The 5027-nt window shown below is 72.7% G+C and carries 3 protein-coding genes; all 3 read left to right on the forward strand.

Annotated elements, in window-relative coordinates; translation table 11 throughout:
• Nucleotides 1-314 precede the first annotated feature (314 nt).
• Nucleotides 315-2819, forward strand: a complete 2505-nt coding sequence (locus ACFWDO_RS21080) for a beta-N-acetylglucosaminidase domain-containing protein (protein ID WP_380326688.1) — start codon at nt 315-317, stop codon at nt 2817-2819.
• Nucleotides 2820-2900: 81 nt separating this feature from the next.
• Complete coding sequence (locus tag ACFWDO_RS21085; RefSeq protein WP_380326685.1) at nt 2901-4049, forward strand: glycosyltransferase; 1149 nt, start codon at nt 2901-2903, stop codon at nt 4047-4049.
• A 317-nt stretch (nt 4050-4366) separates the two neighbouring features.
• Nucleotides 4367-4984 carry a 50S ribosomal protein L25/general stress protein Ctc gene (locus ACFWDO_RS21090; RefSeq protein ID WP_380326682.1) on the forward strand — a complete coding sequence of 206 codons (618 nt, stop codon included), beginning with the start codon at nt 4367-4369 and terminating at the stop codon, nt 4982-4984.
• Nucleotides 4985-5027: the final 43 nt, after the last annotated feature.

The following is a 5027-nucleotide window of genomic DNA, read 5'->3' on the forward strand; positions in this document are numbered from 1 at the left end:
CCCCATTTTTAAATCCCCCCCCCCCCCCCTCTATCACCACTTGCACATCCGCCGCCCGCTTCTTTTTTTTATAACCCCCCCCGCCCCACCGCACCCCCCCCTCCCGCGGCGCGCGGGCCCCGCCGGTCATCGTCGTGCCCCGCGCTCCGTCGTCTCCGGACCGGGTGACCGGCCTCCCGCGCGGCAACTGGTCCGGACCAGTTGCCCTGGGGGTCGTGGGCCTCTACTGTCGTGCCCGGCGCACCGATGTTATGGATAACGGTTCCGGCATCGGGCACAACGCCGCCGACTACCGAGCTCAGAGACGAGGTCCGATGTCGTTCGAAGCCAGCCCCGAGACGCCGCAGCCGCCGCTCCCGTCGTCGCCCCCACCCGCCGCCCGGCAGGTCCGCCCGCCCGGTTCCCGCACCTCGCGGCGTGCCGGCACCGCCGTCGCCGCCGCGGCGCTCCTCGCCACCGTCGCCGGAGGCCTCGCCGCACCCGGCGCGGTGGCCGAGCCGGCCGCCGGCTCCGCCACGGGGTCCACGGCCGACGCCGGACCGGCCGACGCCGTGTTCCCCACCCCGCAGGAGGCGACCGCCAACGGCGACGAGTTCCCCCTCGCGGGCAGGGTCACCCTCGTCGTCGGTGAGGACACCGACGAGTCCGCCGTCGCCGCGACCCGGCGGGTGCTCGCCGACGCGGGCGCGAAGGTGGCTGTCACCGTCGCGGACCGCGCCGACGCCCCGGTCACGGGCAAGCGCGTCTACCTCGGCGCGGCGGGCGACAACCCCGCCGTCGCGGGGGTGCTCCAGCGGATCGGCGTCGACGGCGCGCAGGACCTGCCCGCCGACGGCTACGTCCTCGCGACCGGCCGCGACGCAGGCCCCGTGCTCGTCCTCGACGGGCACGACGACACCGGCGCGTTCTACGCCGCCCAGACCCTGCGCCAGCTGGTGCAGGCGGACGGCGAGGTCGCCGGTGTCCAGGTGCGCGACTGGCCGCTGATGGAGATCCGCGGCGCGATCGAGGGCTTCTACGGGATCCCGTGGTCGCACCAGGCGCGCCTCGACCAGCTCGCCTTCTACGGCAAGCACAAGATGAACACCTACGTCTACACGCCGAAGGACGACCGCAAGCTGCGCTACGAGTGGCGCGACCTGTACGAGGGCACCGAGCTCGACCAGCTCCGCGAGCTCGTGGAGACCGCCAACCGCAACCACGTGAAGTTCACGTTCGCGCTCTCGCCCGGCAACGACGTCTGCTACTCGTCGCAGGAGGACTTCGACGCCACGGTGCGCAAGTTCGACCAGCTGCGCGACCTGGGCGTGACGAGCTTCTACGTGGCGCTCGACGACATCCCGCTCGAGCTGCACTGCGACGCCGACAAGGAGAGGTTCACGGCGGGGAGCTGGGGCTGGCTCGCGGACGCGCAGACGTACTACCTCAACCGGATCCAGCGCGAGTACGTGGTCCCGAACGGCCTCGAGCCGCTGCAGACCGTGCCCACCAACTACGCCGGCAGCGGGGAGGACCCGTACAAGAGCCGGTTCGGCGACGGCCTCGACGACGACGTCCGCGTCCAGTGGACCGGCGAGGGCGTGTTCTCCCCGACCGTCACGACCGCGTCCGTGCAGAAGGCGGTGCGCAGCTACCGCACCGACCACCTCTACATCTGGGACAACTTCCCCGTGAACGACGGCCGGCGGAACCGGCTGTTCCTCAACCCGCTCACCGGAAGGGACCCGGAGCTGTACCGGTACATCGACGGCTTCACGTCCAACCCCATGATCGAGCCGTACGCGTCGATGCCGTCCCTCGCGGACTACGGCGACTACACGTGGAACCCGCCCGCCTACGACGCCGACGCGTCGCACGCGAACGCCCTCGACGAGCTCGCCGGGGCCGACCCGGCGGTCCGCGACGCGCTCGGCCTGTTCGTCGACCTCAACCAGCACTGGCCGTACCGGTCCGGCAGCCCGAAGGCGCCCGGCCTCTCGGCCGACGTCGACGCGTTCTGGGCCGCCTACGACGCGGGCGACGACGCGGGCCGCTCCGCGCTGCTCGACAGGCTCGCCGCGATCGAGGAGCTCCCGTCCGCCCTCGCGCCGATGGCGGAGCCCGGCTTCGTCGCCGACTCCACGCCGTGGATCGACGCCGCGTCGCAGTGGGCGTCCGCGCTCCTCGCGGAGGCCGACATGCTCGCGGCGCTCGAGGACGACGACGTCGCGACGGCGTCCACGCGGGCGGCCGCGGCGCGCGAGCAGCTCGCCCTCGCCGGCCGGGCCACGGTCGACGACCAGGGCTCCGACGGCGTGTACCGGGAGGACCAGATCGTGCCGAGCGTCGGCGACGGCCGGTTCGAGGAGTTCTCGGCGAAGGCGTTCCGGATCTTCTGCGCCGCCGCGCCGGACGACGCGTCGTGCCCCGTCCCGACGCTGCCCGGCACGGTCAGCACGTCGCTGCCGCAGTACTCCACCTACACCCCGGCGAACATGGTCGACGGCGACGACGCGACCCTGTTCTGGTCGTCGCGGGCCGCCCGGGCGGGCGACGAGATCCGGTACGACCTCGACGAGCCGGCAGCCGTGAAGTACGTCGCCGTGCACATGGCGGACAACGACACGGCCCCCGGCGACATGATCCAGCACGGGCGGATCGAGGTGTCCGCCGACGGCTCGACCTGGACCACGGTGGGCACCTTCGACAACACCCCGCTCGCGGAGGTGGTGCTCGACGAGCCCGTCGAGGCGAGCCACGTGCGGGTCGTCGCGACCGCCGCGAACGCGAGCTCGTGGGTCAAGGTGCGCGAGCTGGTGGTGGCCGAGCGCACGCCGTGACCACCGCGTCGGCGCGCACGCCGTGAGCCCGCGGCCCCGTCCCGGCGAGCTGCCAGGACGGGGCCGTAGGCTGTGCGGACGATGGAGGCGCTCGTGGACGTGACCGTGCTGGTCCCCACCTACAACGAGGGACCGAACGTCGCGGAGCTGGTGCGTCGGCTGACCGCGGCGCTCGGCGACGGCGCCGTGCCCGGGGGCGTCGAGATCCTCTTCGTGGACGACTCCACCGACGACACCCCCGCCGAGATCGAGCGGGTGGCCGCGACGGCGGGCCTGCCCGTGCGGATGATCCACCGCGCCGCGCCCGACGGCGGGCTGTCCGGCGCCGTCGTCGCCGGCCTCCACGCCGCCGCAGGGGAGCGCGTGGTCGTCATGGACGGCGACCTGCAGCACCCGCCCGAGATGGTCCCCGTGCTCCTCGCCACCGCGCGCGACACCGGCGCGGACGTCGTCGTCGCCTCCCGCTACACCGGCAAGGGCGACGCCGGCGGGCTCGACGGCCGCTACCGGCGCTGGGTGTCCAAGGCGTCCGGCCTGCTGGCCCGGTCGATGTTCCCCGTGAAGCTGCGCGACGTCTCCGACCCCATGACCGGCTTCTTCGTGGTGCGCCAGGGCGCCGTCGACCTGTCCGCGCTGCAGCCGCGCGGGTTCAAGATCCTGCTGGAGATCCTCGCCCGGCAGCGCCTGGTCGTGGTCGAGGAGCCGTTCGTCTTCGGGGAGCGGTTCGCCGGCCGGTCCAAGGCCACCATCGCCAACGGGCTGCGGTACGTGCAGCAGCTCACCCTGCTGCGGTTCGGGCGGCTGTCGCCGTTCGCGCTGATCGGCGCCGCCGGCGCCGTCCTCAACCTGGCGATCCTCGCCGCGCTGCAGGTGGTCGGCATGCACTACCTGCCGGCCGTGATCGTGGCCAACGGCGTGACGATCGTCATCAACTTCCTGCTGCAGGAGCGGTTCGTCTTCGCCGACCTGCGTGACGGTGCCCACGGTTTCTGGGGCCGGTTCGTGCGGTCGTTCGCCTTCAACGGCACCGAGGCCGTGGTCCGCACCCTGCTGCTGTGGTGGATCGTGGAGCGCGCCGTCCCGCACCCCGAGGTGGTGCAGGCCGTGCTCATCCTGGTCGCCTTCGTCGTGCGGTTCGTCTTCCAGGCGCAGGTGGTCTACCGCCCGCGCGGCGCCGCCGGGTCGCGCGGGCGCTCGCGCGACCGCTCGGGGGAGCGCGCCCGCCACTGAGGCGGGCTATACTCGTCCGGTTGCCTCGGCGAGGGACGTCTGACGGGCGCCGGTCACGCAGGTTCGGTCGAGCTGGTTCAGCCGGTACGACGACTGCGACGCTGCCGCCACCCGCAGAGCAGGATCCGTCGGATTTCCGTGATCGACTGGGCGGCTGTCGGTGCACCACTCTCGCTGGTGCCCCCACGGCGCGCTCTCGATCGCGTCCGTCACGTGTCCCACGCCGACGCAACCGCCGTTCGCGGGGACCACCCCTCGTGGACAGCCGACGGCTCCCTCTGGCCGTCGGCACGCACAGACCTCCAGGAGTGATCCACGTGTCCGACATCAAGCTCGCCGCCGAGGCCCGCACCGAGTTCGGCAAGGGCGCCGCCCGCCGCATCCGTCGCGAGAACAAGATCCCCGCCGTCCTGTACGGGCACGGCACGGACCCGCTGCACATCACGCTCCCGGGTCACGAGACGATGCTCGCCGTGCGTCACTCGAACGCCCTGTTCACCATCGAGCTCGACTCCACCTCCGAGATGGCCGTCGTCAAGGACATCCAGCGCGACGCCGTCCGCGGCACCATCGAGCACATCGACCTGCTGCTCGTGAAGCGCGGCGAGAAGATCGCCGTCGAGGTCACCGTGAACGTCGTGGGCGAGTCGGCCCCCGGCACCATCCACTTCGTCGAGGCGCAGACCCTGTCGGTCGAGGCGCTCGCCACCAACCTGCCCGAGTCGGTCGACGTCTCGATCGAGGGCCTCGAGGCCGGCCAGCACGTCACCGCCGGCGAGGTCGAGCTGCCCGAGGGCGCCATCCTGCTGACCGACCCCGAGGCCGCCGTCGTGCAGATCGCCGAGCCGCGCGGCGAGGTCGCCGCCGAGGACGAGGAGGCGGAGGAGGGCGCCGCCGAGGAGTCCGCCGAGGCCGCCGAGTCGACCGAGGGCTGACACCTTCATCGCTGTGAGCGGGCGTTTGGCCCACTTCCGCACG

It is taken from the genome of Isoptericola sp. NPDC060185 (assembly GCF_042728595.1).
In the GTDB taxonomy this organism is placed as follows: Bacteria; Actinomycetota; Actinomycetes; order Actinomycetales; family Cellulomonadaceae; genus Isoptericola.

What these genes read in the sequence shown, in the direction of transcription:
- ACFWDO_RS21080 (WP_380326688.1), top strand. Translation starts at nt 315, where the DNA reads ATGTCGTTCGAAGCCAGCCCCGAGACGCCGCAGCCGCCGCTCCCGTCG.
- ACFWDO_RS21085 (WP_380326685.1), top strand. Translation starts at nt 2,901, where the DNA reads ATGGAGGCGCTCGTGGACGTGACCGTGCTGGTCCCCACCTACAACGAG.